Genomic DNA, 23,423 nt, shown 5'->3' on the forward strand with positions numbered 1-23,423 from the left:
TCCGGTCTTGGGTACGCGTGGCCTGGTCCCTGCCCGGTCCTGGGCACGGTCGTGGCCCGGTCCCTGCCCGGTCCTGGGCCGGCCCGGGACCCGATCTCTCCCTTCCGGCGGGGTCCCAAGAGCCGTCCGGGGCCGTAGCCTTACTCCGGAGTCAGGACGGTCGCGCAGGCGCCCGTCCGCGCCGCTCAGCACGCAACGACGTACGACCTCAAGTCACTTCGACGACCGAGGAGCCGCACGTGTCCGTCGCCGCCGGAGCCCCCGGTCCGGACGGAACGCCGCCCGGCCAGCCGGAACGACCAACGGGCGGCCGGGGCGGACCTCCGGCCGGGCCTCCGGCCGGGCGCGCGGCCGGAACGGCGGGCTGGTTTCACGGTGGGTACCCGGCCGGACCGCCGGAACGACCCGCGGGCGGGCCGCCGGCCTCACCTCCGGCCGGACCGGCGAGCGAATCCCCCGCCAGGCGCCCGGCCGCGCCCGAACCCGGACCCCCGCCCGACGTTCCCGCCCCGCCCGAGCCGCGCCTGGTGCGAGTCGGCGGGCGGGTGCGGGAGGTGCACGTGCCCGCGCTCGTACCCCGGCCCCGGGGCGGCTCGCTCGCGGACATTCCCTTCCACAACGCGCGTGCCGACCCCGACGCGGTCGCCGTCGCCCGCCGCCAGGACGACGGTTCCTGGGCCGACATGAGCGCCGCCGAGTTCGCGGCCGACGTACGGGCCGTCGCCAAGGGCCTGATCGCCGAGGGGCTGCGGCCGGGCGACCGGCTCGCCATCATGGCCCGTACGAGCTACGCGTGGACCCTGCTCGACTTCGCCGCCTGGGCCGCCGGACTGGTCACCGTCCCCCTCTACCCCACCGCCTCCGCCTTCCAGGCCCGCTGGATCCTCCAGGACTCCGGCGCCGTCGCCTGCGCCGTCGAGGACGCCGAACAGGCCCGGCTGATCAGCGTCGAACGCCGCCAGCTCCCCGGCCTCGCCCATCTGTGGGTCTTCTCCACCGGCGCCCTGGACAGCCTGCGCCGCGCCGGCGCGCGGGTCCCGGACGCGGTCGTCGTCGCCCGGCGCGCCCTGCTCGGCCCCGAGCACCTCGCCACCCTCATCTACACCTCAGGCACCACCGGCCGGCCCAAGGGCTGCGCCCTGAGCCACGGTAACTTCCTCACCGAGGTCGACAACGCCGTCGCCCTGCTCCACCCCGCCTTCCGGGCGGTCAGCAAGGAGCCGGCCTCCACGCTGCTGTTCCTGCCGCTGGCGCACGTCTTCGGGCGGATGGTCGCCATCGGGTGCTTACGGGCCCGGGTCCGGCTCGGGCACGCGCCCTCGATCGAGACCGGTGACCTCCTCGCCGATCTCGCCGGTTTCCGGCCGACCTTCCTCGCCGCGATCCCGTACGTCCTGGAGAAGGTCTACAACACCGGCCGCGCCACCGCCGAACGCCTGGGCCGCGCCGCCTCCTTCGACCGCGCCGCGCGGGTCGCCCAGCGCTACGGGCGGCTGCGCGAGGCGGCCGGCCACGGCGAAGGTCCCGAACCCCCGCTCCCGCTGCGGGCCGCCCGCGCGCTGTACGACCCGCTGGTCTACCGCCGGATCCGCGCCGCCCTAGGCGGCCGGGTCCGGTACGTGATCTGCGGCGGATCGCCCCTCGGGCCGCGCCTGAGCACGTTCTTCGCGGGCGCGGGCATCGAGGTGTACGAGGGGTACGGCCTGACGGAGACCACCGCGGCCGCCACCGTCACCCCGCCCCTGCGGCCCCGCGCCGGCACGGTCGGCCTGCCGTTGCCCGGTACGGGCGTGAGGATCGCCGACGACGGTGAGGTGCTGCTGCGCGGCGGCCATGTCTTCGGCGGCTACTGGGACGCGCAGCGCGGCAAGGTCACCCCGCCCGCCCTGGAGGAGGGCTGGCTGGCCACCGGCGACCTGGGCGTGCTCGACGAGGAGGGCCACCTCACGATCACCGGCCGTAAGAAGGACATCGTCATCACCTCGGCCGGCAAGAACGTGCCGCCGGCCCCGCTGGAGGACTGGCTGCGGGCGCATCCGCTGGTCGCGCAGTGTCTGGTGGTCGGCGACAACCGCCCGTACGTCACCGCGCTGATCACGCTCGATCCGGACGGGCTGGCCCACTGGCGGCGGATGAAGCACAAGGAGCGGTTGTCGCCGGGGGAGTTGGTGACGGACGAGGACCTGCTGGCGGGGCTGCGGCGGGCGGTGGACGACGCCAACCGGCTGGTGTCGCGCGCGGAGGAGATCCGCCGGTTCACCGTCCTGACCGCCGATTTCACGGAGGTGGGCGGCTATATGACGCCGAGTCTGAAGTTGCGCAGGTCGGCGATCGTGCGGGACTTCGCCGCCGAGATCGAGGCGATGTACGAAGGCGGTGAGGACTGAGTGATGCATTTGGCGTGCGATGCCTCCATGCGCTTAGGTGTGCACGTCAAGTGATCATTGGAAGCAGAGGGGTTGACAGTGTTCAAGGCAGTACGGGGGATAGCGGTGGGTGCCGCGCTGGTGACGGCACTGACGGCGTGCGGCAGCGACGACGGCATGGACGCCTTCCGCGGCACCGACGAGCAGCCCCCGATCACGTTCACGCCGGACATGGTCCGCACGGCGCTCCCCAGCAAGGCCAGCGCCCCGAAGCCTTACGAGGCCGACGACATCGACATCACCACGGGCGAGCGGGCCGTGGAGACGTGCTCGGAGAGCACGGAGGCGAACTGCGGCGGGCTCTCCACGATCGGAGTGACCGAGTTCGACGTCGTGGACGAGAAGGGCGACAACGTCGGCGGCGAGGGGGACATCGACTTCGCCATCATCGCCTTCGCGACACCGGACGACGCCAAGGCGACCTTCAAGGCCATCGTCACCGAGGAGCGCAAGAAGGCCGGCGCCGGCTCCAAGGACCTGGAGATCGACGCGGGCGCGGAGGAGACCCAGGCGTTCACGGGCGAGGACGACACCGAGGTGATCATGCGCCTGGGCAGCCTGGTGATCAACATTCAGGGCGACGGCAAGTTCACCAAGGAGCCCGACTACAACGCCCTGGCGAAGCTCCAGATCGACCGCATCAAGAAGACCGCCGAGGGCAAGAACCCCGACGCGTGACCCAGTCCCCGAACCCCGGGGACAGGATGGGAGCCGGGGGCGCGGGCAGCGGTCCGCTACGGGAGCCCGTCCTCAGGCGCGTTCCAGGACGCCCCGGATGAAGGCCGCCTGGCCCGCGTGTTGAAGGTCCTCCGCCACCACGCTGATCAGGCGGACTCCCAGGGTCACCGGGGGTGACCAGGCCTCGTCGACGATGCGGTCGAGATCGGGGTCGGTCAGGGGCTGGACGTAGGTGAGGCTGCGGGCGTGGACCGCGTCGTAGTAGCCGAGCAGCAGGTCTGCGGAGGCGCGGACCTTGGCGACCTGCTTGGTGGAGTGGCCGTAGCCCGTCGCCTTCTTGGGGAAGGGGAGTTCGAATCTGCCCGCCCAGTCGTCGCTGAACCACAGCTGTTCCTCGTCGGCCACGTCGGAGACGTGGTCGTCCTGGATCCGGGTCAGGTGCCACACCAGCCAGGCGATCGAGTTGGCGTCCGGGTCGAGCCGGGTGGCCAGTTCGTCCGGGGACAGATCCTCGACGGCCGCGTGGACCGCCTCCTGGATGCGGCCGAACGCGTCCGTCAGCAGGTCAGCGGTCCTCATCGGCACTCCTCGTCAGCGCTCTTCTCACGGCGGATCTCCTCCCAGTGGGCCACCGAACAGGCGCCGACGGGAGCCGAACGGCCGGGAAAGGCCCTGACGACCGGGTGCTTTCACCTGGGCGGCGCAGACCCCGTACCGCCCCCGGCCCGCTCCGCCCGCCACCGTGCCACCGTCGCCTCCACGTCGAACGGCGTGACGTTCAGCGGCGGTCCCGGCGGCGGGCGCCGCAGGGCCGCCTCGATCTTCGCGTTCACCGTCGTGAGGATGTGCCGTACGCGCGCCTCCGTACCGGCCCGCGCGATCTCCTCCACCGCGTCCTCGGCCTCCTTGCGCAGGGCCAGCGCGGGCGGCAGCACGGCCACGCCCTCGCGGTGCAGCTTGCCCTTGATCCACCACAGCTCGTCGTAGGGCGCGGTGTCGTCGGCGAGCGGTTTGCCGAAGCCCGGCAGCCGCCGGAAGTCGCCGCGTTGCTCCGCCTCGCGGATCTGCTTGTCCACGAATGACTCGAAGCTCACGCCGGGGGGTTTGCGCTCGGTCATACGTTCCAGCGTAGAGGTCGCGGCGGCGGGCGGCCGGGACGAAGCTGGAAGGGGTGCCCTGTCGACACCAGAGGAAGGGGTACGCCATGACGGCAACCTCACGCGCCGACGCTCCGATCGAGGTCGAAGGCGACGGTGTGGAAGTCCGAATGAAGGAACTCGGCGGAGACATGTGCGTCGCGTTCATCACCCTGCCCAAGGGCACGGACATGGCGCCCGCGCTCAAGGGCCTGCCCGACGACCGCTGCCAGTGCCCGCACTGGGCCTACATCGTCTCGGGCAAGGTGAAGATGACGACGGCGTCCGGCGAGCAGGTCTACGAGACGGGGCAGGCGGCCTACTGGGCGCCCGGCCACGTTCCGGAGGCGCTGGAGGACAGCGAGTTCATCGACTTCTCGCCGACGGTGGAGTTCCAGCGGGTGATGGACCACATCAAGGCCCAGGGCTGACCGGGGTCGGGCGAGGGCTCGGCGGGGGGCGTGCGCCCGTACGGGGTCCCGCCGTACGGGCCCGCCCGCCCCGTCCGGTCAGCAGTCGCCGTTCGTGGGCTCGCCCGCGAACCGGTCGGCCAGCCAGTTCTGGACCGCCGACGCCTCCGTGATCACCCCGGAGACGTGTTCACCGAGCGCGATCGTGCGCCAGCGCACGTTCGCGCCCCGGCCGCACCAGTCCGCGCGCAGCCGCTTGCCCTGCGCGTACGGGATCAGCTCGTCGCCCAGCGCGTGGTACAGGTACACCGGGTGGTCCGGGGTGCGCGTGCCCAGGTCGGACTCGTGCAGCCGCCGCTGCCACTGCGGGGTTTCGAGTGGGTTGCGGACCGTCAGGTCGGAGATCTTCTTGAAGGATCCGACGATCGTGTCGGCGGCGACGCAGTTGTCGCGGAAGAAGCCGACGAGTGCCTTGCCGGCCGGGTTCAGGTACGAGTCCAGGTTCAGCTCGGGGAAGGCCGCGTCCTGCCCGGCCGCCGCCATGAAGAGCAGCCCGGAGCCGTACGAGCCGTCGTGCACAGGCGCCAGCCCGTCGAGGCGGGCCGGCACGCCGCCGGTTGCCGTGCCCTTCACCGCCAGCTCCGGGGCGTACGAGCCGTGCAGCTCCGCCGCCCAGCCGGCGGCCTGACCGCCCTGCGAGTAGCCCATGATCCCGACGGGGGAGTCCGCCGAGAGGCCCGCCTGGGGCAGCCGGATCGCGGCCCGCGCGGCGTCGAGGACGGCGTGCCCGGCGGAGCGGCCGGCGGTGTAGGTGTGCTCGCCGGGGGTGCCGAGGCCCTCGTAGTCGGTGACGACGACGGCCCAGCCGCGCCAGGTGAGCTGCTGGATGAGGTTGGCCTCCGCGGTGGTGCCCTTGGGGAAGCCGTTGCTCGGGGCGCAGGAGTCGCCGAGGCCGACGGTGCCCACGGCGTAGGTGACCAGGGGGCGCGGGCCGGTGCGGCCGTCCTGGGGGACGACCACGGTCCCCGAGACGGTGTTGGGGGCGCCGGTGGCGCTCGTCGAGCGGTAGTGGATCTTCCAGGCCTTGGTGGGAGTGGGCTGGCCGGGCAGCGGATGGAAGGCGGACTCCCGCACGGAGACGAGCTCGCCGGGCCGGCCGGTCTCCTCGGCGGTGGCGGTGGCCGACGGCAGGACGAGCGAGAGGGCGAGCGCGGCCAGACAGGCCGGCACCCGGGTGCGTACACGCATTGCGGCTCTCCCAACGGACGTGGGGGCGGGGATGGGGAGACCGTAGTGACTGACCGGTAGATACGGCGCTGACCGGGATGCTCAGCTTCACTGACCGGGGTACGCACCCTCCCCGACCGCGGTACGCACGGGACGGATCCCGGCCATCCGCGCCGCCCGCCCGCGGCCGCTGCGTACGCTGGCGTCATGGCTGAACCACCGTACGTACGCAACGACATGAGCGGCCGTGTCGAAGGCCATGTCGTGCAGGCGGGCGCCATCCACGGTGACGTGGTCTTCCCGCCGCCGAGTCCCGTCGGCCCCGAGCAGGCGGCTCTGCAGCGGCGTATGGATGAGCGGGCGCGGCGGCTCCTGGACGCCGAGGACGCCGAACGTGCCGCGGCCGCGCACCAGCGGGAGCGACTGCTCAGGATGACCCGGATCCGGAAGGTGGTCTGCGCCTGGATGACCGCGGTGTGCCTGGTGGCCGTCGGGCTCGGGCTGCTGGAGGTGGTCCCGGCGGGGCTGCTCTGGGTCCTGCTCGGCGGCCTGTACGGCGCCATCGGCCTGGCCGGATGGGTGCACAACGGCCTGCTGCTGAGGCGACTCACCCGGGGGCGCTGAACCCCGCCATCCGCCGGCCGACGAGGCCGCCGCCGGGCCTCACCTCCCCCGGTACGCCCCCGGCGTCGTCCCCGTCCAGCGCCGGAACGCCCGGTGGAAGGACGTGTCCTCGGAGAAGCCGAGCCGGGCCGCGATCGACGCGATCGGTTCGCGGCCCTCCGCCAGCCCGGCGATCGCCGCGTCCCGCCGGACCGCGTCCTTGAGCCGCTGGTACGAGGTGCCCTCCTCCTGGAGCCGGCGGCGCAGCGTCGCCGGGCTGACCGCGAGCCGGGCCGCGAGGTCGCCGAGCGACGGCAGCCGGGGCGAGGCCCGCAGCGCCTGGGCCAGCGCCCGGTGGGCCTGTTCGCCCGTGGTCGTGCCGTACGCGCGGCGGCTCAGCAGCTCGAACGGCGAGCGCCGCAGCATCCCGGCCAGCTCCTCCTCGTCCCGTACCAGCGGCGCCGCCAGCCAGTGCGCCTCGAAGGCGGCCCCGGTGACCGGCGCGCCGAAGTGGACCGGGCAGCCGAACAGCTCCTCGTACTCGTCCTTGTGCGGCGGTGGCGGATAGCCGAACCCGGCGCGCAGCAGCGGGATCCGCCGGCCCACCAGCCAGCTGCACAGCCGGTGCCAGATGATGACCAGGCACTCCGCGAGGAACCGGTCCTCGTCCCGCCCGAGGTCGCTGCGCACGACGAACAGCGCCTGCGAGCCCTGCTGTTCCAGGCCCAGGTCGGGGCCGCCGGGGAACAGCCGGTAGAAGTCGGTGCCGCGGGCGATCGCCGCGCCGAGGTCCCGGCAGCCCAGCGAGGCGTGGCACATCATCGCGAACGTGCCGGGCCGGCTGGGCGCGGAGCCGAGGCCGAGGAACTCGTCCTCCGTGGCGCGGTACAACGCCCGGAACAGCAGCGCGAACTGATCGGGGGTCACCCGTGCCCGGTCGTCGCCCAGGAGCAGCGGGGGAATGCCGGCGGCCTGGAGCAGTGGCGCCGTGTCCAAGCCTCGCCGCCGGGCCCCGCGCAGCACGGCCCGCACACGGTGCACGGTGATCGTCCGCCTGGCCATGGTCATCGACGGTAGCGGGGTTGAGCGCGGAGGTCAGCGGGGGTGACGTCTCCGGTCAGGGCGGGGGCGGGCTGGGGTTGCGGGCCAGCCAGGCCTGGAGCTCACGGTGCCGGAACTGGTACGCCGGACCGGACAGCCGCAGCAGCCCGGCCTCGCAGGCCCAGTCCATGAACTCGCCGAGCCGCAGCGGGAGCCGGGGCGCGGCGCAGAACAGGAAGACGGCGTACCGCCGGGAGGCCGCCCCGACCGCGAGGGCCAGCCCCACCAGTGCGGCCGCGCCCAGACAGACGCCCACGGCTGCCCCGTGGAAGGCCGTGCTCAGCACGCCGAGCCCCACACCGTAGGGCAGTGCCACGGCAAGGGCGTTGCGGGTGTCGTCACGGATCAGATCACGGGGTCCTGACATCTCCGAGGGGCTTTGGCTCAGCTCGGCGCCCAGGGCGAGCAGCGCGCCGCAGACCGTGCCCGGCACGATCCCGACCAGCAGGGTTGTTCTGAGGGAGAGCTCCAGATCGCCGTTCAGCGCGTCCGCGAGAACGGAGAGGACGCCGACGAAGGCGCCGCCTGCGGCGCCCACAAGGAGCCCGATGAGGACCTGGCCGAGCCCCTCGGCGGTGCGCAGCCGCTTCCAGGAGGTGCGCCGAGGTGACTCGGTGGCCGGACCGGAGCGGCCCCATGCCACCGCGAAGGCCGCGAGGGCGGTGAACACCAGGACGCGCGTGGCGAGGTGGGGGATCTTGATGTCCATGGTCAGGTGCCAGAAGGTGTCCGGGGTCAGGGCGATGCGCAGCGCCAGCATCGGCCCCATCAAGACGAGCATGGTCATCAGCCCGTCCATGATCCGTACGTCCCTGCGGCCCTCCAGCGGCCACAGCCGGTGCAGCACGAGGTCTGTGCCCATCGCCGCGCCCGGCCCGGCGGTGGCCGGGTCCGGCAGCGTCGCCTTGTTCAGATGCGCGAGCCAGCGGTGCACCCGCTGCGCCGTGTATCCCCGCGGGTTCGGCGCCAGGTCGGTCGCCGCGGGGATGAGCCGGGCCAGCAGGTGGTCGTCGAGGTCCGCCGGGGTGGCGTGCTGCAGCAGCTCGCCCGGGTCGCCGTGGCGGCGGTAGACGACGGCGGTCAGCGAGAGCCGCCACGGCGTCGACAGCGACTGGGCGAGCGTCCCGGCCGGGTCGGTCCGCAGGTGCCGGAGCAGGGGCCGCCAGCGGGCCGAGCCCGCGCTGCGGCGCTCCAGGTACGCGGCGGCGTCCTCGCGGCCGACGGCGTCCACCCGGATCTCGGCGGCGGTGCGCAGCCGGTCCTCCTCCGGCAGGGCGTCGTAGTGGGCGCTGCGGCAGGTCACGACGAGCGGGCCGCGGTCGGTGGCGTCCTGGTAGGCGTTGAGCCGGTCCAGGGCCGCCCGGGCGCGGGGCGCGGCCGGGTCGGGCAGCGGGTGCCCGTCGGCGTCCAGGAGGGCGGTGCCGGCGTGGCTGAGGGTGGTGTCCATCTCGTCGAGCCCGTCGAGGACCGGCAGGACCATGCCGTGGTCGATGAGCTGGCGGGCCCGTTTGGGATGCCAGTCGAGGGCGTGTACGAGATGGTCGGCGACGAAGTCCTTCAGGCGGGGCAGGGCGTGCGTGTCCCACTCGGCGAGGGAGAGCCGCACGGGTACGGGATCGGTGTCGGCCCGGCTCTTGAGCAGGCCGAGGATCAGCTCCAGGGCGAGCACGGTCTTTCCGGCGCCGGGTGCCCCGGTGACGACGAGGCGCGCGGGCCGGGTGCCGCGGTAGAAGGCGGTGATGTCCGGCAGCGGCGCGCCGGCCGCGCCGTCCGGTTTCGTGTAGAGCCGGCCGGCCGGTGTGGGGGCGAGCGCCGCGGCGGGGTCGGCGTTCGCATGCAGGCTGTAGTGCAGATTGATCCGCTCGACCTCGCCGCCCACGAGCCGTTTCCACTGCTCGGCCTCAGCGGCCCGGATCTGCCCGGCGAGGGTGGTGGCCGCGGAGCGGGCGGCGGCGGCCGCGTCGGCGGGCTGGCCGAGGGTGGCCAGGGTGGCGCGGAGGCTGATGAGGGCGACGACCAGACCGGTGAGCCCGATCGGCACGCCGATCAGGGTGGCGACGTCCGTCGCGGACTGGCCGGCTTTCAGATGCGAGGCGACCCAGACGGTCGCCCCGACGACGGCCGCGGTGCCGACCACGACCAACCACACGGATAACCGGCGCGACCGGCGTGCCCCCATCACCCCCCGGATCATCCAGCGCCCGGCGTGTCTCCCGCAACCGAGGCCCCACAACGCAAGGCGGGCCACCCGAAAATCCCGTAGAACAAAAGGCAGGAGCCCCATTCCACGCACGAGGCGTGGACGGGGCTCCTTGGGTACTGCTATCAGCTGACGATCGCCGACCCGGGCACCTTAGGCCGGGGTGACGTTCTCCGCCTGCGGACCCTTCGGGCCCTGCGTGACGTCGAAGTTCACGACCTGGTTCTCCTCGAGGGAGCGGAACCCGGACGCGTTGATCGCGGAGTAGTGGACGAAGACATCCGGGCCGCCGCCGTCCTGGGCGATGAAGCCGAAGCCCTTTTCAGCGTTGAACCACTTGACGGTTCCGGTAGCCATAAGCCCTCCTTGGGCCAAAGGGTTGCCCTGCTCCAGAACCTGAAACAAGTCTGAAAACTACAAAAGCCTGCGGGTCACATGCTCCGCAGGCTCTGTACTGCAAGGGAAACCAAACTGCAACTTGCGTCGAGCGTAGCACGCAGGGTGTCGGAAGCGGTAGAGGGAAAGATCACGTCACTCGCACGTTTGATGCGACCCCGATGTGCTGACGAAGATCGGGCGAACGCGCCACAACCGCGGATCGCAGGCCCCCCAAGGACGGCGGGGCCCTCACGGAGGTCTAGCCTCACGATGTGGACAAATCTTTCACCGCCGGCGAAGCCAGGACCCGGCCCAGGGTCGGCCACATCCAGTTCCTGAACTGCCTGCCGCTCTACTGGGGCCTCGCCCGCACCGGGACGCTGCTCGACCTGGAGCTGACCAAGGACTCCCCGGAGAAGCTGAGCGAGCGGCTGATCGCCGGAGATCTCGACATCGGCCCGGTCACCCTCGTGGAGTACCTGCGCAACTCCGACGATCTCGTGGCCTTCCCCGACATCGCGGTCGGCTGCGACGGCCCGGTCATGTCCTGCGTGATCGTCTCCCAGCGCCCGCTGGAGGACCTGGACCGGGCGCGCATCGCGCTGGGCTCCACCTCGCGCACGTCCGTACGCCTCGCGCAGCTGCTGCTCGCCGAGCGGTACGGCGTGACGCCCGACTACTACACGTGCCCGCCCGACCTCGGCCTGATGATGCAGGAGGCCGAGGCGGCCGTGCTGATCGGGGACGCGGCGCTGCGCGCCTCGCTGCACGACGCGCCCCGGCTCGGCCTCCAGGTCCATGACCTGGGGCTGATGTGGAAGGAGTGGACGGGGCTGCCGTTCGTCTTCGCCGTGTGGGCCGCCCGCAAGGACTACCTGGCGCGCGAGCCGGAGGTCGTGGGGAAGGTCCACGAGGCGTTCCTCGCCTCACGGGACCTGTCCCTGGAGGAGGTCACCAAGGTCTCCGAGCAGGCGGCCCGCTGGGAGTCCTTCGACGCCGAGCTGCTGGAGCGCTACTTCACCACCCTGGACTTCCGCTTCGGCGCCGAGCAGCTCGCCGGCGTACGGGAGTTCGCCCGCCGGACCGGTCCGACGACGGGCTACCCCGCCGACGTACGGGTCGAACTGCTCGGCGCCCACGGCACCATCAGCGGCGCGCGCTGACCTCGGCTACGACGCCGGGATCGGGGCCTGCATCTGCTTGCTGATCCACTCGATCGAGCCGTCGCCCATGCCCTTCACATACGTGCGGGCGTTGTGGGAGCCGTCCTGGATGACCTGGAGGCGGGTCTTCACCGGGCCCTTGGTGTAGTTCTTCATGAACTTCCTCAGATTGGCCACGCCGCCTTCCTTCGTGCCGATCTGGAAGGCCACGTACACGTCCTTGTCCTTGCCGCCCGGGGTGGCGGCGAGCGCCTTGGCCAGCTTCTCCGGGTTGTTGGCCTGCTTCTCGGCCTCATGGCCCGCCCAGAGCGGCGAGTCCGGCACGGTGTCCGGGCCCGAGGCGATGACGGCCTTGAACTTGTCCGGGTGCTTCAGCACGGACTTGAGGCCCACGAAGCCGCCGGACGACGAGCCCATGAAGGCCCAGCCGTCCCGCGATGCGAACGTACGGAAATTCGCTCGTACGAAATCCGGGACGTCCTCGGCCATCCAGGTGCCCATTTTCGGCTGCCCCGGAATATCACTGCCGTCGTAGTAGTGGTCGGCGTCCGGGTTGAGAACAGGCATCACGACGATGAACGGAAGGCTCTTTCCCTCCTCCGACCACCGGCTGATGCTGCTCTGCAGCTTCAGGTCCGTGCCCATCCAGTAGTTGTTGGGATAGCCGTTTCCGCCCGGCAGGGCGATCAGGACGGGGAATCCGCTGTTCGCGTACTTCGGGTCGAAATACTGCTTGGGCGCCCAGACCCACACCTTGCCCGTGAAGCCGGACTTCTCGCCGCGCAGGGTCGTGACACCGATCTTGGTGCCGTCGTCGAGGGTGTTCTGGGTACGGAACTCGGCCTTGGGGCCGGTGGGCATCACCGTCTTGGCGGCGGCCTCCTTCGCCTTGCCCGTCGGGGGCTTGCCGGGCGCGGGCGGCGAGACGCTCGGGCCGTCGAAGGAGACGGGGTCCCCCTCGCCCGAACAGCCCGAGACCAGCACGACAGAGCCGAGGGCGACGGTGGCTATGAGGGCCTTGGTGAGGCGTTTCATGGCAGTGACTCCGAGTCGGGGTTCCAGGACAAGGGGGGTGATTACGGAACCGAAGAGTGGTGGCGGCCGGGATCGGTTGGTCCGGCCGGGCGACCAATCCCCGTGATCCGCCCCACGCGGGGGCTCTACGCTGCTGAACTGACTCAGGAGCGGGAGCAGGGGGACACACATGCAGCCGCTGGAAGCCGGCGAACCGCGGACCATCGGCGCCTACAGGCTGCTCGGCAGGCTCGGGGCGGGCGGCATGGGCCGCGTCTACCTCGCCCGCAGCGAAGGCGGCCGTACGGTCGCCGTGAAGGTCGTCCATCCGCATTTCGCGCTGGACGAGCAGTTCCGGGCCCGGTTCCGCCGCGAGGTGGCCGCCGCCCGGCGCGTCGGCGGCGCCTGGACCGCGCCCGTGCTCGACGCCGACCCGGACGCGCCCGTGCCCTGGGTCGCCACCGGCTATGTCGCCGGACCGCCGCTGAGCCAGGCCGTCACCGAGCACGGCCCGCTGCCGGAGGTGACGGTACGGGCCCTGGGCGCCGGGCTCGCCGAGGCACTGACCGCCGTCCACGCCCTCGGGCTCGTCCACCGCGACGTGAAACCGTCCAACGTGCTGCTGGCCCTGGACGGCCCCCGGCTCATCGACTTCGGAATCGCCCGCGCCACCGAGGGCACCGCCTCGCTCACCTCCACCGGGGTCTCCGTCGGCTCCCCCGGCTACATGGCCCCCGAGCAGATCCTCGGCACCGACGCGACCGCCGCCGCCGACGTCTTCTCGCTCGGCGCGGTCCTCGCCTACGCCGCGACCGGCGGCGCCCCCTTCCCCGGCGACTCCTCCGCGGCCCTGCTCTACAAGGTCGTCCACGAGGAACCGGAGCTCGGGGATGCCGGACTGCTCGACGGCGCGCTGCGGGAGCTGGTGGTGCGCTGCCTCGCCAAGGACCCGGCCGCGCGGCCCGCGACCGAGGAGATCGCCCGCGTCCTCGCGCCCGGCGGCGCCGCCGCCGCGATCCAGGGCGGCTGGCTGCCCGGACCGCTGGTGGAACAGGTCAGCCTGGCCGCCGTCCGCCTCCTCGACCTGGAACCGGCCGCGACCGAACCGGGCGCCTCCGGGCCGGTGCCGTTCACCAGCCCCGCGATCGGCGTCTTCGGCCCGCCCCTCGAACCCGCGGACCCGTACACCTCCGGGCAGTACGCCTCCGGGCCGCCGACGGCCGGCGGGTCGGCCACCGGGCCGTACGTGACCGATCCGGGGCCGTACGGGCCCGTCCCGGCGCCCCGTACCGGCGCGGACACCACCCAGGGACCCGGCCGGGTCTCGGTCTCCCTCACCACCAGCTCCGAACGCGGGCCCCGCAAGAGCCGCCGGCTCAGCTGCACCGTCGCGCTCGCCGTCGCCGGGTCGATGGCGGCGGTGACGCTCGGCGGCCTGTTCCTCTTCGACCTGCTGCCGGGTGGCCGGGACGCGAGCAACGCGGGCGGCTCGGGCTCGACCCGGCCCCCGGCCGCCACGCAGAGCGACCCCGCCGAGAAGCCCGGCGCCGTACCCGCCGCGTACATCGGCACGTGGAAGGGGCCGTTCAAGGTGACCCTCGCGGGCAGCGAGCTCCAGGCGGGCACCTTCACCGTCGTCCTCACCCGCGGCAGCACGGGACAGAAGGTCGGCACGGTCAACCAGTTCGACGCGCTCGGCAACTTCTCCTGCGAGGACAACCTCGTGCTGCGCGAGGTCACCGAACGGGAGCTGGTCGCCGAGGGCACCGCCAGCGACAAGGCGGGCAACACCTGCACCGGCGACAAGCACACCGTGAAGCTGAAGCTGGCGAGCGGCAAGCTCACCTACACCTCCGACGAAGCACGGGCCGGCAACCCGCGGGCGACACTGGAACGGTCCCGGTGAGGGGGCCCGAAAAGGACCGTAGGGGCTGGCGTAGGCTGGTTCGGACCGTCCGCAGACCCGCCGAAAGGTACATCCGGTGACCGAGAAGGCCGACCTTCAGTCCGTCCTTGACCGCGCCGCCGAGGGTGGGCGGATCACCCCCGAAGAGGCCCTCGACCTCTACCGCCACGCCCCGCTGCACGCCCTGGGCGCGGCCGCCGACGCCGTACGCCGCCGCCGGTACGCCGGTACGGAGCACATCGCGACGTACATCATCGAGCGGAACATCAACTACACCAACGTCTGTGTGACGGCCTGCAAGTTCTGCGCCTTCTACGCGGCCCCCAAGGACACGAAGAAGGGCTGGAGCCGCGACCTCGACGACATCCTGCGCCGCTGCGCGGAGACCGTCGAGCTGGGCGGCACCCAGATCATGTTCCAGGGCGGCCACCACCCCGACTACGGCGTCGAGTACTACGAAGAGCACTTCTCCGCCATCAAGAAGGCCTTCCCGCAGCTGGTCATCCACTCCCTCGGCGCGTCCGAGGTCGAGCACATGGCCCGGATCTCCGGCGTCTCCGCCGAGGAGGCCATCAGACGGATCCACGCGGCGGGCCTCGACTCCTTCGCCGGCGCGGGCGCCGAACTCCTGCCGGAGCGGCCGCGCAAGGCGATCGCCCCGCTCAAGGAGTCCGGCGAGCGCTGGCTGGAGATCATGGAGATCGCCCACAAGCTGGGCGTGGAGTCCACCTCCACGATGCTGATGGGCACCGGCGAGACCAACGCCGAGCGGATCGAGCACATCGCGATGATCCGTGACGTGCAGGACCGGACGGGCGGCTTCCGGGCCTTCATCCCGTACACGTACCAGCCTGAGAACAACCACCTCAAGGGCCGCACGCAGGCCACGGTCTTCGAGTACCTGCGGATGATCGCGATCGCCCGGCTCTTCCTGGACAACGTCGCCCACATCCAGGGCTCCTGGCTGACCGTCGGCAAGGAGGCCGGCCAGCTGGCGCTGCACTACGGCGCCGACGACCTGGGCTCGATCATGCTGGAGGAGAACGTCGTCTCCTCGGCCGGCGCCAAGCACCGCTCCAACCGCCAGGAGATCATCGACCTGATCCGCAAGGCGGACCGTGTCCCGGCGCAGCGCACGACCACGTACGAGCACATCGCCGTCCACGACGACCCGGCGAACGACCCGGTCGACGAGCGCGTCGTCTCGCACATCTCCTCCACCGCGATCGAGGGCGGCACGGCGCACCCGGAGCTGAAGCTCCTCAGCGCCAACTGACGCCGCCTTGCTGACACTTCACACGGCGGACCTGCTGCTGCCGGTGGGTGGCGAGCCGGTGCCCGGCGGGGCGGTCCTGGTGGACGGCGACCGGATCGCGGCCTTCGGGCCCCGCGAGGAGCTGACGGCCGGCCACCCGGCGGCCCGGGTCCGGGCGTGGCCCGGTGTGCTCACCCCGGGCCTGCGCCAGTGGCACGCCGTCTGGCTGCTCAGGCGCTGCTACTTCCCCGACCCGCGCGAGGCCGGCGAGCTCGGCACCGAGATGCTGCGGCCGGAGTCCCTCGGGGACCTGGCGGCGGAGCTGGAGCGGGACCCGGGCCGCCGGGCGGGCAGTGTGCGGCGGGGACTTCAGCAGATGCTGCGGCACGGCACGACGGCGGTCGCGATCAGAGCCGGCGACCCGCTCCTCGCGGCGCCGGCGGCCCGCCTGGGCCTGGAGGCGGTCTCCTATGTCGGCGGCCCGGGCATCCTCCTGGACGGCCCGAGCCTGGACCCGTTCGTCGAGGGCCACGACCTGGCCGGCTCGGTCCACCGCCCGCTGACCCCCGGCGGGCGCGCCGACTTCGCGGTCTTCGACGCACCCGACGAGGCGGCCCTGCTGGAGCGGGGCGCGGCCTGCTGTATGGCGACGGTACTGGCGGGGCGGCTGGTGCACCGCAGGCGGTGACCTGGGCGTCGCGCGCTGCGAGGCGGCGCGTCCGCACCCCGGCGGGCCGCCGGGCCGCGCTTCTCGCCCGCCGGACGGCGGTCCCGGACTCGACGGGCCGCCAGGCGGCGTATCCCGGCACCCCGCCTGGCCGGCGGGGCCTTGCAACTGCACGCGGCGGGCCGCCGGGCAGGGCATCCCGCAGGCGGCGCGTCCGCACCGGCCGCGCCGCCGGGCTCCCGCGCGCCGTGCTCAGCCTCCGACGACCGAGGTGTCCTTCTTCTGGACCGGGTGCTCGTCCGCGTACGTGAGCAGGTCCGTGAAGCGCCGGTCGCGGACGACCGTCAGGAGCGCTTCGGTGGTGACCGGGCTGGAGACGGCCGGCTGGGTCTTCGTCGGCTCGGCCGCGGTCACCGACAGTGAGGCCCGGCTGCGGCCGTGGCGGAGGCCGACCTCATAGCCGTACGTGTCCGGCCCCATCATCATTTTCAGGGCCCGCGCGGTACGCCCGCCGCCGAGGTCCACCATCGAGCACGTCAACCGCTTGTCCTGGACGCTCGGGCAGGGCTGCGGCTCGTCGTCGGCGGGCGCCACGGACAGGAACAGCGGGAAGGTCCGTCCGCCCGCGGTGATGCGGTACTGCCGCACATGGTCCGCCACCGGCCGGACGTCCGTGACGGAGTCCGGCAGCAGCTCGTCGAGGAGGGCCGCCGCCCGCTGCTGGAAGTCGGCCAGACGCTGCCGCTCCGCGTCGGGCACCCGCGCCGGCGGCTGCTGGCCCGGCGTCGGTTCCAGGGTGACCGGTGTGCGGTACGCGGAGGGGGAGGGCGAGGGCGGCGCGGCGGGGATCGGGACCTGGGAGGCCGTACCGGGCAGCAGGGTCAGCCCGAGCGCCGTCGCCGTCACGACGGCGAAGCTGCCCGCGACCACGGCCAGGCGGGCACGGGCGACGCGCCTGCGGCCCTGGCGGATCGCGAGCGGTACGAGGTCGGGCAGGGGCGGCAGGTCGTCGGTCGTGCGGTCCATGGCGCTCTTGACGATCGTTTCGTCGTCCACGGTGGGCCTCAGCTTCCGGTGGCGTGGTGGTCGGTGGCGTAGAGATGGGCTTCGCCGAGGCGGTCGCGCAGCCGGGCGAGCGAGCGGGAGCACTGGCTCTTGACCGTCGACTCGCTGCAGCGCAGGAGTGAGGCGACGGTCTCCACGCTCAGGTCCTCCCAGTACCGCAGGACGACCATCGCGCGGGCCCGGGGAGGCAGCTCCGCGAGCGCGGCGAGCAGGGTGACCCGCAGATCGGCGTGGGCCGCCAGGGGGGCCGGCCCGAGCCCGCCGGTCCTGGTGAACGCCAGCAGGTCGCGCAGCCCGCGCCGCCGCTCCGCGAGGAACGTACGGGTCAGTACCGTCTTCGCGTACGCGTGCGGATGATCGGCCGCCGCCACCTTCCGCCAGTGCTGGAACAGCTTGGCGAGGGTGGTCTGGGTGAGATCGCGGGCGGTCTCCGCGTCGCCGCAGAGCAGATACGCCGTGCGGTAGAGCCGCTGCTGACCGGCGCGGGCGAACTCCTCGAATCCGTCCGAGCCGTGCGGTGCCGGCATCGCGCCCCCTTCTGTGTCCATCTCTTGGTGTCCGACGTCAGGCCTGACTGTCACCCCTCCTTGAGTCCCGGGCGCGGGAAAAGGTTGAAAGGCGATTTCGGCGGAGAGGGCTCCCGGGAGTCCCCCGGGGGCGGCTGCCACAATGGCCGGGTGACCCGAGCATCCCTGGACAAGCAGCCGCACGAAGTCGCCTCGATGTTCGACGACGTCGCGGCCAAGTACGACCTCACCAACGATGTCATCTCGCTCGGCCAGGCCCGGCGGTGGCGCAAGGAGGTCGCCAAGGCGGTCGGTGCCCGGCCGGCCGAGAAGGTCCTGGACCTGGCGGCGGGTACGGGTACGTCCTCCCTGCCGTTCGCGGCGACCGGGGCGTACGTCGTGCCGTGCGACTTCTCCCTCGGCATGCTCCGGGAGGGCAAGAAGCGCCACGCGTGGCTGCCGCTGACCGCAGGCGACGCCACGAAGCTGCCCTTCCGGGACGGTGTCTTCGACGCGGTGACGATCTCCTTCGGCCTGCGCAACGTCCAGGACACCGAAGGCGCGCTGCGCGAGCTGTACCGGGTGACCAAGCCCGGCGGGCGCGTGGTGATCTGCGAGTTCTCGCACCCGACGTGGGCGCCGTTCCGGACGGTGTACGAGGAGTACCTGATGCGGGCGCTGCCGCCGGTGGCCCGTACGGTCTGCTCCAACCCGGACGCCTACGTCTACCTCGCCGAGTCCATCCAGTCCTGGCCGGACCAGCCGTCGCTGGCCGGGCTGCTGGGCAAGGCCGGCTGGTCGAAGGTGGCCTGGCGCAACCTGACCGGCGGGGTCGTCGCCCTGCACCGGGGCTTCAAGGACGCGTAGTGGACTACCAGTCGGTGCTGGAGCGGATCGCGCAGGACGTCGCCCCGCTGATCGGCAGCGGTACCCCCGCCGCGTACATCCCGGCCCTCGCCGACGTCGACCCGCGGCAGTTCGGGATGGCGCTGGCCGACCTGGACGGCACGGTGTACGGGGTCGGGGACTGGCAGGTGCCGTTCTCGACCCAGTCGATCACCAAGGTCTTCGCGCTCGCCCTCGCCCTGGCCGAGGGCGGCGACAGCGTGTGGGACCGGGTGGGCCGGGAGCCCTCCGGCAACCCCTTCAACTCGCTGGTGCAGCTGGAGTACGAGAACGGCATCCCGCGTAATCCGTTCATCAACGCCGGCGCGCTCGTCGTCACCGACCGGCTCCAGACCCTGACCGGCGACGCCAGCAGCGAACTGCTGACCTTCCTCCAGCAGGAGAGCGGCAACCCCGACGTCGGCTTCGACGCCGAGGTCGCCGCCTCCGAGCACGACCACGGCGACCGCAACGCCGCCGTCGCCCACTTCATGGCCTCGTACGGCAACATCGACAACCCCGTGCCCGCGCTCCTCGACCACTACTTCTGGCAGTGCTCGATCGAGATGAGCTGCGCCGACCTCGCCCTGGCCGCCCGGTTCCTGTCCCGGCACGGGCTGCGCGCCGACGGCTCACGGCTGCTGACCCGCAGCGAGGCCAAGCAGATCAACGCCGTGATGCTGACCTGCGGGACGTACGACGCGGCAGGGGAGTTCGCCTACCGCGTCGGACTGCCCGGCAAGAGCGGCGTCGGCGGCGGGATCGTCGCCGTCGTGCCCGGCACCTGCACACTCGCCGTGTGGAGCCCGGGCCTTGACGCGCGCGGGAACTCCGTGGCGGGCGTCGCGGCGCTGGACCGTTTCACCACCCTCACCGGCCTGTCCGTCTTCTGACCAGTTGTCCCAGAGGTCCAGGACTTGCCCTAGAGGTCCAGGACGTACCGCCGGGCCGGATTCCCGCCCGGGGTGCGCACTTCCTCCGCGAGCCGCATGCCGAGGCGCTCCGCCACCGCCACCGAGCGGGCGTTGCGGGCGTCGATCATCGCGCAGACCCGGGTCAGACCGGCCGCCCGGACCCGCTCGACGGTCGCGGTGGCGGCCGCCGTCGCGTACCCCCGGCCCCAGTGGGCCCGCCCCAGCCGCCAGCCGATCTCGATCTCGCCGACCGGGCCCCAGGCCTTCTCCTCGGGCCAGGGCTGGGCGCCGGTGAAGCCGACGACCTCGCCGTCGTCGTCGAGCAGCGTCCACAGGCAGAAGCCCAACCGGGCGTCGTGCAGCCGCTGTCGGGCGGTGAACTCCTCGTAGACGGAGAGCTCGGCCGGGCCGCCATGGAACTCCATGACGTCCGGGTCGTCGAAGACGCGGTGCCAGGCGTGGGCGTCCTCGTCGGTGGGCACACGCAGCCGCACGGCGGGCAGCGGCCGGGAAGGTGAAGTCGTCGTGCTGGTCATCAGGCGGCCCTTCCGATTCATGATCTCTCTCGCTGCATAGACTGCACATGTTCCGTGCCGATTGGGCACCCCTTATCGAGCCTTCGGGAGACCCGACGTGACCGAGCCCCTCTCCGAACACACCGCGGATGTGATCGTCGTCGGGGCAGGCCCGGCCGGCTCCACGACCGCGTACTACCTCGCCAAGGCCGGGCTCGACGTCCTGCTCCTGGAGAAGACGGCCTTCCCCCGCGAGAAGGTCTGCGGCGACGGACTGACCCCGCGCGCCACCAAGCAGCTCGTGGCGATGGGCATCGACATCTCCGAAGAGGCCGGCTGGCTGCGGAACAAGGGCCTGCGGATCATCGGCGGCGGCGTCCGCCTCCAGCTGGACTGGCCCGACCTCGCCTCGTACCCGGACTACGGCCTGGTCCGCAAGCGCGACGACTTCGACGAGCAGCTGGCCCGGCAGGCCCAGAAGGCCGGCGCGCGGCTGTACGAGCAGTGCAACGTGGGCGCGCCGATCGTCGACGACCGCACCGGCCGGATCACCGGCGTGAAGGCCAAGCTCGGCGACGAGAAGCGGGAAGTGACCTTCCACGCGCCGCTCGTGGTCGCCGCCGACGGCAACTCCACGCGGCTGTCCCTCGCCATGGGCCTGCACCGCCGCGAGGACCGGCCGATGGGCGTGGCCGTGCGGACGTACTTCACCAGCCCCCGCCACGACGACGACTACCTGGAATCCTGGCTGGAGCTGTGGGACCGGCGCGGCCCGCAGGACCGGCTCCTGCCCGGCTACGGCTGGATCTTCGGCATGGGCGACGGCACGTCCAACGTCGGCCTCGGCATCCTCAACTCCTCCTCCGCCTTCCGCGAGCTGGACTGGCGCGAGGTCCTCAAGGCGTGGTGCGCCTCCATGCCGGAGGACTGGGGCTTCACCCCGGACAACATGACGACGTCGATCCGCGGCGCGGCCCTGCCGATGGCGTTCAACCGCCAGCCGCACTACACCAAGGGCCTGCTCCTCGTCGGCGACGCGGGCGGCCTGGTCAACCCGTTCAACGGCGAGGGCATCGCGTACGCCATGGAGTCCGGCCAGATCGCGGCCGACGTCATCGTCCAGGCGCACGCCCGGGCCACCCCGGCCCAGCGCGAACTGGCGCTGCACAACTACCCGAAGATCCTCAAGGACACCTACGGCGGGTACTACACGCTGGGACGCGCCTTTGTGAAGATCATCGGTAACCCGAAGATCATGAAGATCGCGACGCAGCGCGGCCTGACCCACCCGGTCCTGATGAAGTTCACGCTGAAGATGCTCGCCAACCTGACCGACCCGACCGGCGGTGACGCGATGGACCGCATCATCAACGGCCTCTCGAAGGTCGCCCCGAAGGCCTGAGCGGCCCCCGGAAGCTCTGCCGGTAGTGCGTCGGGGAGACCCCGACGCTGCGGGTGAAGTGGTGGCGCAGGTTCGCCGCAGTGCCGAGCCCGCTGAGTCCGCCGATCCGCTCCACGGGCAGATCGGTGGACTCCAGCAGCGCCTGGGCCCGTGCCACCCGCTGCTGGAGCAGCCACTGGAGCGGGGTGGTGCCGGTGGCCTCGTGGAGCCGGCGGTGGAAGGTGCGGGTGCTCAGCCGCGCCCGGCGGGCCAGCTCCTCCACGGTCAGCGGCTCGTCGAGGTGCTCGGTGGCCCACTGCAGGACCGGCCCGAGGCTGTCGTCGTCGCTGGGCGGCAGCGGCGCCTCGATGAACTGCGCCTGCCCGCCGGTGCGGTGTGCGGGGACGACCATGCTGCGGGCCAGCTGGTTGGCGACGGACGCGCCGAGATCGCGGCGGACCAGGTGCAGGCAAAGGTCGAGGGCGGCGGTGGCGCCGGCGCTGGTGAGCACGTTGTCCTCGTCGGTGTAGAGCACCGAGTCGTCCACGATCACCTTCGGGTACCGGGCGGCCAGTTGGGCCGTGTGCTGCCAGTGGGCGGTGGCCCGGCGCCCGTCCAGGAGCCCGGCGGCGGCCAGCGCGAAGGCGCCTGTGCACAGCGACACCATCCGGGCCCCGGCCGCGGCGGCCTCGCGCAGCGCCGCCACGAGCTCCGCGGGCACCTCGCGGCCCTCCTCGACGACGGAGTCCGGGACGGACGGCACGATGACCGTGTCCGCGCCGACGAGACCGTCCAGGCCGTGTTCCGTACGCAGGAAGAAGCCGGGCCCTGCGGCCGGTGCGCCCATGCCGCACAGGCGCAGCTCGTACCAGGGGTCGGCCAGCGGGTGCGGGATGCCGAACACGGCACACGCGATCGACAGTTCGTACATCTCCCAGAGGGACATTCCGGGCGCGGCACCCTTGTCCTGGACGACGGCGACGGCGACGGTTCCAGCGCTCATGCCCCGACCCTACGGCAGGAATTTTGCGTGGATGGGCAGTCCTGCCACTGTCGTCGCCCCCCGCCCCCTGAGAACGTGGATCTTGCGCAAGGAACCACTGGATAAAGGGAGTCAAGGGACATGGCACGCGAAAAGGTCACCGTCATCGGACTGGGGCAGATGGGATCGGCGCTCGCCGCGGCCTTCCTCGACGCCGGGCACCCCACCACCGTCTGGAACCGCACGCCCGGCAAGGCCGACGCGCTCGTCGAGCGGGGCGCCGTACGCGCCGAGACGGTCGCCGTGGCCGTCGCCGCGAGCGAGCTGGTCGTCGTCTGCGTCCTCGACTACCCGGCCGTACGCGACCTGCTGGCCCCGGTCGTCGCCGCGCTGCCCGGCCGGGCGGTGGTCAATCTGACCACCGGCTCGCCCGAGCAGGCCCGCGAGGAGGCCGCCTGGGCGGCCGGCCACGGCTTCGCCTACCTGGACGGCGCCGTCATGACGACCCCGCCCGGCATCGGCGACAGCGCCAACATGATCCTCTACAGCGGCGCCCCCGAGGTGCTGGCCGCGCACCGCGACGCCCTGGCCGTGCTCGGCGACCCGGTCGACCTCGGCGCCGACGCGGGTCTGGCCTCGCTCTACGACGCCGGACTCCTCGGCCTGATGTGGTCGGTCTTCGGCGGCTGGCTGCACGCCACCGCCCTGGTCGGCGCGGACGGCGTGTCCGCAAAGGAGTTCACGGAGGTCGCCAACCGCTGGCTGCGGACAGTCTCGTGGTTCATGACCGGGTACGCGGACCAGATCGACACCGGCGTCTACCCGGGCGACGACGCCACCATCGACGTTCAGGTCGCCGCCATCGGGCATCTGCTGCACGCGGGCGAGGACCGGGGCATCGACCCGCGCCTGCCCCGGCTGCACCTGGAGCTGATGAAGGGCGCGGTGGCGGCCGGGCACGGCGGCGACAGCTACGCCCGCCTGATCGAGACGTTCCGCGGCCGGTAGCCG

23 protein-coding genes are annotated in these 23,423 nt (G+C 72.3%); 12 read left to right on the forward strand and 11 right to left on the reverse strand.

What is annotated here, in order from left to right; genetic code table 11:
* Window positions 1–527: 527 nt before the first annotated feature.
* Both IEZ01_RS12785 and IEZ01_RS12790 read left to right on the forward strand, forming a co-directional pair.
* Window positions 528–2,387 carry an AMP-dependent synthetase/ligase gene (locus tag IEZ01_RS12785; RefSeq protein ID WP_229832909.1) on the forward strand — a complete coding sequence of 620 codons (1,860 nt, stop codon included), beginning with the start codon at window positions 528–530 and terminating at the stop codon, window positions 2,385–2,387.
* 78 nt (window positions 2,388–2,465) lie between these two features.
* Window positions 2,466–3,104, forward strand: a complete 639-nt coding sequence (locus IEZ01_RS12790) for a hypothetical protein (protein ID WP_158685695.1) — start codon at window positions 2,466–2,468, stop codon at window positions 3,102–3,104.
* A gap of 72 nt (window positions 3,105–3,176) precedes the next feature.
* On the opposite strand, the gene IEZ01_RS12795 is transcribed toward IEZ01_RS12790, so the two are convergent.
* Together IEZ01_RS12795 and IEZ01_RS12800 are read right to left on the reverse strand one after the other, a co-directional pair.
* Window positions 3,177–3,683, reverse strand: coding sequence for a mycothiol transferase (locus IEZ01_RS12795; RefSeq protein ID WP_019888591.1), 507 nt, complete (start codon window positions 3,681–3,683; stop codon window positions 3,177–3,179).
* A gap of 110 nt (window positions 3,684–3,793) precedes the next feature.
* Entirely contained in the window at window positions 3,794–4,222 is a 429-nt protein-coding gene (locus IEZ01_RS12800; protein WP_019888593.1) for a DnaJ family domain-containing protein, read from the reverse strand.
* Between the two features lie 86 nt (window positions 4,223–4,308).
* On the opposite strand from IEZ01_RS12800, the gene IEZ01_RS12805 reads away from it, so the two are divergent.
* Window positions 4,309–4,671: a cupin domain-containing protein gene (locus IEZ01_RS12805; RefSeq protein ID WP_019888600.1), complete on the forward strand. Its 363-nt coding sequence runs from the start codon at window positions 4,309–4,311 to the stop codon at window positions 4,669–4,671.
* Between the two features lie 78 nt (window positions 4,672–4,749).
* Here the strand turns inward: IEZ01_RS12805 and IEZ01_RS12810 are convergent, their stop codons facing one another.
* Window positions 4,750–5,898, reverse strand: a complete 1,149-nt coding sequence (locus tag IEZ01_RS12810; protein ID WP_019888601.1) for a lipase family protein — start codon at window positions 5,896–5,898, stop codon at window positions 4,750–4,752.
* Between the two features lie 186 nt (window positions 5,899–6,084).
* Here IEZ01_RS12810 and IEZ01_RS12815 point away from each other — a divergent pair, with 186 nt between their 5' ends.
* Window positions 6,085–6,501: a hypothetical protein gene (locus IEZ01_RS12815; protein WP_158685696.1), complete on the forward strand. Its 417-nt coding sequence runs from the start codon at window positions 6,085–6,087 to the stop codon at window positions 6,499–6,501.
* Between the two features lie 39 nt (window positions 6,502–6,540).
* Here IEZ01_RS12815 and IEZ01_RS12820 read toward each other — a convergent pair whose 3' ends face one another.
* The 3 genes from IEZ01_RS12820 to IEZ01_RS12830 all read right to left on the reverse strand — a co-directional run bounded on the left by IEZ01_RS12820 (window position 6,541) and on the right by IEZ01_RS12830 (window position 10,138).
* The gene (locus IEZ01_RS12820) at window positions 6,541–7,542 is read right to left on the reverse strand and encodes an AraC family transcriptional regulator (RefSeq protein WP_189201745.1); all 1,002 of its coding nucleotides are present in this window, start codon (window positions 7,540–7,542) and stop codon (window positions 6,541–6,543) included.
* 55 nt (window positions 7,543–7,597) lie between these two features.
* Window positions 7,598–9,718 carry an NACHT domain-containing protein gene (locus IEZ01_RS12825; protein ID WP_189201747.1) on the reverse strand — a complete coding sequence of 707 codons (2,121 nt, stop codon included), beginning with the start codon at window positions 9,716–9,718 and terminating at the stop codon, window positions 7,598–7,600.
* A 216-nt stretch (window positions 9,719–9,934) separates the two neighbouring features.
* Window positions 9,935–10,138, reverse strand: coding sequence for a cold-shock protein (locus IEZ01_RS12830; protein ID WP_003967102.1), 204 nt, complete (start codon window positions 10,136–10,138; stop codon window positions 9,935–9,937).
* A gap of 293 nt (window positions 10,139–10,431) precedes the next feature.
* On the opposite strand from IEZ01_RS12830, the gene IEZ01_RS12835 reads away from it, so the two are divergent.
* Window positions 10,432–11,322: a menaquinone biosynthetic enzyme MqnA/MqnD family protein gene (locus tag IEZ01_RS12835; RefSeq protein ID WP_019888604.1), complete on the forward strand. Its 891-nt coding sequence runs from the start codon at window positions 10,432–10,434 to the stop codon at window positions 11,320–11,322.
* A gap of 6 nt (window positions 11,323–11,328) precedes the next feature.
* Here IEZ01_RS12835 and IEZ01_RS12840 read toward each other — a convergent pair whose 3' ends face one another.
* Window positions 11,329–12,357, reverse strand: coding sequence for an alpha/beta hydrolase (locus IEZ01_RS12840; RefSeq protein ID WP_019888605.1), 1,029 nt, complete (start codon window positions 12,355–12,357; stop codon window positions 11,329–11,331).
* 169 nt (window positions 12,358–12,526) lie between these two features.
* Between IEZ01_RS12840 and IEZ01_RS12845 the strand changes: the two genes are divergently transcribed.
* The 3 genes from IEZ01_RS12845 (at window position 12,527) to IEZ01_RS12855 (ending at window position 16,185) form a co-directional block, all read left to right on the forward strand.
* Window positions 12,527–14,242 (forward strand): serine/threonine-protein kinase, encoded by a 1,716-nt coding sequence (locus IEZ01_RS12845; protein ID WP_019888606.1) that lies wholly within the window; start codon window positions 12,527–12,529, stop codon window positions 14,240–14,242.
* 76 nt (window positions 14,243–14,318) lie between these two features.
* Window positions 14,319–15,518, forward strand: coding sequence for a cyclic dehypoxanthinyl futalosine synthase (gene mqnC / locus IEZ01_RS12850; protein ID WP_019888607.1), 1,200 nt, complete (start codon window positions 14,319–14,321; stop codon window positions 15,516–15,518).
* 7 nt (window positions 15,519–15,525) lie between these two features.
* Entirely contained in the window at window positions 15,526–16,185 is a 660-nt protein-coding gene (locus IEZ01_RS12855; protein ID WP_189201749.1) for an imidazolonepropionase-like domain-containing protein, read from the forward strand.
* Window positions 16,186–16,416: 231 nt separating this feature from the next.
* Here the strand turns inward: IEZ01_RS12855 and IEZ01_RS12860 are convergent, their stop codons facing one another.
* Together IEZ01_RS12860 and IEZ01_RS12865 are read right to left on the reverse strand one after the other, a co-directional pair.
* On the reverse strand, window positions 16,417–17,220 hold the full coding sequence (locus tag IEZ01_RS12860) for a hypothetical protein (RefSeq protein WP_189201751.1): 804 nt from the start codon (window positions 17,218–17,220) through the stop codon (window positions 16,417–16,419).
* Between the two features lie 8 nt (window positions 17,221–17,228).
* Entirely contained in the window at window positions 17,229–17,756 is a 528-nt protein-coding gene (locus IEZ01_RS12865; protein WP_019888610.1) for a SigE family RNA polymerase sigma factor, read from the reverse strand.
* A 150-nt stretch (window positions 17,757–17,906) separates the two neighbouring features.
* On the opposite strand from IEZ01_RS12865, the gene IEZ01_RS12870 reads away from it, so the two are divergent.
* Both IEZ01_RS12870 and IEZ01_RS12875 read left to right on the forward strand, forming a co-directional pair.
* On the forward strand, window positions 17,907–18,602 hold the full coding sequence (locus IEZ01_RS12870) for a demethylmenaquinone methyltransferase (protein WP_028797838.1): 696 nt from the start codon (window positions 17,907–17,909) through the stop codon (window positions 18,600–18,602).
* Window positions 18,602–19,513 carry a glutaminase gene (locus IEZ01_RS12875; protein WP_019888612.1) on the forward strand — a complete coding sequence of 304 codons (912 nt, stop codon included), beginning with the start codon at window positions 18,602–18,604 and terminating at the stop codon, window positions 19,511–19,513. Before IEZ01_RS12870 ends, IEZ01_RS12875 begins: the two co-directional genes overlap by 1 nt.
* A 29-nt stretch (window positions 19,514–19,542) precedes the next feature.
* On the opposite strand, the gene IEZ01_RS12880 is transcribed toward IEZ01_RS12875, so the two are convergent.
* On the reverse strand, window positions 19,543–20,070 hold the full coding sequence (locus IEZ01_RS12880; RefSeq protein ID WP_229832911.1) for a GNAT family N-acetyltransferase: 528 nt from the start codon (window positions 20,068–20,070) through the stop codon (window positions 19,543–19,545).
* A gap of 97 nt (window positions 20,071–20,167) precedes the next feature.
* On the opposite strand from IEZ01_RS12880, the gene IEZ01_RS12885 reads away from it, so the two are divergent.
* Window positions 20,168–21,451 (forward strand): geranylgeranyl reductase family protein, encoded by a 1,284-nt coding sequence (locus IEZ01_RS12885; protein WP_019888615.1) that lies wholly within the window; start codon window positions 20,168–20,170, stop codon window positions 21,449–21,451.
* Here IEZ01_RS12885 and IEZ01_RS12890 read toward each other — a convergent pair.
* On the reverse strand, window positions 21,417–22,433 hold the full coding sequence (locus IEZ01_RS12890) for a GlxA family transcriptional regulator (RefSeq protein ID WP_019888616.1): 1,017 nt from the start codon (window positions 22,431–22,433) through the stop codon (window positions 21,417–21,419). The two genes, IEZ01_RS12885 and IEZ01_RS12890, sit on opposite strands and share 35 nt — an antisense overlap.
* A 120-nt stretch (window positions 22,434–22,553) precedes the next feature.
* Between IEZ01_RS12890 and IEZ01_RS12895 the strand changes: the two genes are divergently transcribed.
* A complete protein-coding gene (locus tag IEZ01_RS12895) occupies window positions 22,554–23,420 on the forward strand; it encodes an NAD(P)-dependent oxidoreductase (RefSeq protein ID WP_019888617.1) in 867 nt (288 codons plus the stop codon).
* The last annotated feature ends 3 nt before the right edge of the window (window positions 23,421–23,423 follow it).

The sequence above is a fragment of the Streptomyces purpureus genome, from assembly GCF_014648195.1.
Classification (GTDB): domain Bacteria; phylum Actinomycetota; class Actinomycetes; order Streptomycetales; family Streptomycetaceae; genus Streptomyces; species Streptomyces purpureus.